Origin of the sequence: Dietzia sp. DQ11-71, from assembly GCF_014144995.1 — a bacterium.
GTDB classification, from domain to species: domain Bacteria; phylum Actinomycetota; class Actinomycetes; order Mycobacteriales; family Mycobacteriaceae; genus Dietzia; species Dietzia kunjamensis.
The window spans coordinates 1-2394 of record NZ_JAALDT010000459.1 but is presented as its reverse complement, the minus strand read 5'-3'; the positions used below and the strand labels follow the sequence as shown (position 1 = coordinate 2394).

The following is a 2394-nucleotide window of genomic DNA, read 5'->3' as shown; positions in this document are numbered from 1 at the left end:
CTCCGGTGAGCAGCGCATAGAGGGTAGCGCCCAGGCCCCGCACGTCGGACCGGGCGTCGTCCCCCTCGCGGACGCCGGGGAAGGCCAGGACGGCGCGCCCGTCCTCGGTGAGACGGATCCGGTCCGGCGAGTCGAGGCCCAGGGTCAGGCCCACCTCCTCGGCACGGGTCGCGGCGTCCGCCAGACTCCACACCGCACCCACGGCGGAGTCGGGATCCGGCTCGGCCACGGCCGCGGCGAGACTGCGTCCGGGGATCCACTCCGAGACCACGATGCCGCCCGCGCGGCCGCGGATGACGTCGAGCACGCGCGCCAACCCGTCCGCGTAGACCGTGGTGAGCGCGACGGTACGGTCGAGCACCCCCGTCGCCGAACCCGGGGGCTGCTCGCCGGGGAGCGGGTCGACGAAGGTCAGGGCGACGAACCTCCCCAGGCGCCGGTCGCGGGCCTTCCAGAAGGACTGGCCGGCGACACCACCGCACGGTTCGAGGAGTTCATACCTGCCGCCGGAGACCAGGCCTCCGACGGTCAGACGCGGTGGCGACGAGGCGGTGTCCGGTGCCGGGGCTCCAGTCTGTTCACCCACCCGTTGACCCTCCTCGCCTGGTGCGGCAGCCCGTCAGGAGGCGCCGCTCGTGATCCCTGAGTGTACGTACCGGCCCCGCGTGGATTCGACTATCTCCTCAGACGCCCCACGAGTCCGCGGAGAACGGGGGTGATCGAGTCGAGTTCCGGCAACCGGGACCGCGACAGGATCAGACCGGTCACCGCGAGGGTGATGACGGCGGCGACACCGGCACGCAGGACGAACCCGATGCTTCCGACGGCGTCGGTGAGGGCGTCCATCGGCAGGATCGTGTCCACCGCGAGTGCGACCAGGGCGCCGACGATCGACGCGCCGAGGGTCCACGAGGCCGACCGGAGGGTCTCGCGACCACGCAGGGACCCCAGTTTCGACCGCAGCAGGACGAACCCGGCGACCGCGCCGACGACCCAGCCGATGCCGTTGGCCAGGGCCAGGCCGATCACCACGTGGGACCGCTGGTCGGCGACCACGGGGACGAGGAGCGACAGGACCACGCGGACGACCGTGATCGCGAGGATCATCGCCGTCGGCGTCCAGTAGTCCTCGCGGGCGTAGAACACCCGCTGCTGCAGCAGGACCACGGCGTAGGGCACCAGCGTGAACGCGCCGAAGGTCAGGGTCAGGCCGAGCACCTGGGCGCTCTCGGCGTCGAAGTTCCCGTAGCGGAACAGGCCGGTGGCGATCGTCGGGCCGAACGCGGTCATGAACGCGATGATCGGCAGCAGCCCGAACAGGGACAGCCGCGTCCCCAGCGAGATGTCCCGCACCACCGCGTCGTTGCGGCCGGCCACCCCGTTGTCCGCCAGGCGGGGGTTGATGGCGGTGAGCAGGGTGACGCCGATGATCCCGTACGGGACCTGCAACAGCAGCCAGTAGGTCTGGTAGATGGCGATGGCAGCCTCGTCCGCAGCCGACCCGATGCGGTTGGTCATGACCAGACCGACCTGCGAGATGAGGACATAGGTCACACCGGCGACGGCGTGCCCGCCGAACTGCGTGATGCGGGGGTCCAGACCCCACTGGGGGCGCAGGTCCACGCCCGCGCGACGCAGGGCCGGCACCAATACCGCCGCCTGCAGCACCACGCCCAGGGTGGTGCCCAGGCCCAACAGCAGGATGGGCGCGCTGAGCAGGTTGACCGGCGCGGCCGGGTCGATGCCGCTGCCGACCACCGCGAACAGCACCAGTGTCGCGATGGCCACCAGGTTGTTCCACACCGGCGCCCACGCCCCGGGACGGAAGACACCGTTGTAGTTGAGGATCGCGAGCATCACCGAGAACACGCCGTAGAAGAAGATCTGCGGCAGCAGCAGGAACGCGAACGCGGTGGCCAGGTTCGTGTTGACCTCGCCGTCGCCCAGGTTGAGCTCGGTGAGCAGCGGCGCGCACGCCACCGCCACGACGGTCGCCCCCAGTGCCAGGACCGAGGTCACGGTGAGCAGGCGACGGATGAAGGACACGCCCCCGTCCTCGTCCTCCTGCGCGGCCTTGGCCAGCAGCGGCATGAACATCGCGGTGAGCACCGAACCCAGGACGAGCTCGGTGATCATGTTGGGCAGCGTGTTGGCGGTGTTGAAGGCCGACGCCACGGCGGGGCCGAGCACGGTGAGGATGAGGATCATCCGAACGAACCCGGTGATGCGGCTCGCGAGGTTGGCCACGGCCATCGATCCCGTCGAGCGCATCACCGACGCGTCGGAGGAGTCGCGGTTCCGTGCCCCGGTCCCCCCGCCGGGCGTCTCCGGGCGCGCTGCGGACCGCTCCGGGGTCGGGGCGATCGGCCGCGCGATCGGCCGCGCGATCGACGG

At 71.2% G+C, this 2394-nt stretch carries 1 protein-coding gene and 1 pseudogene; both read right to left on the bottom strand.

Annotation, left to right across the window (positions count from 1 at the left end; all coding sequences use genetic code 11):
* Positions 1-586: pseudogene (locus G6023_RS14490) on the bottom strand (protein kinase family protein); the annotation flags it as partial.
* 89 nt (positions 587-675) lie between these two features.
* Positions 676-2388: a murein biosynthesis integral membrane protein MurJ gene (gene murJ, locus G6023_RS14485; protein ID WP_347570781.1), complete on the bottom strand. Its 1713-nt coding sequence runs from the start codon at positions 2386-2388 to the stop codon at positions 676-678.
* Positions 2389-2394: the final 6 nt, after the last annotated feature.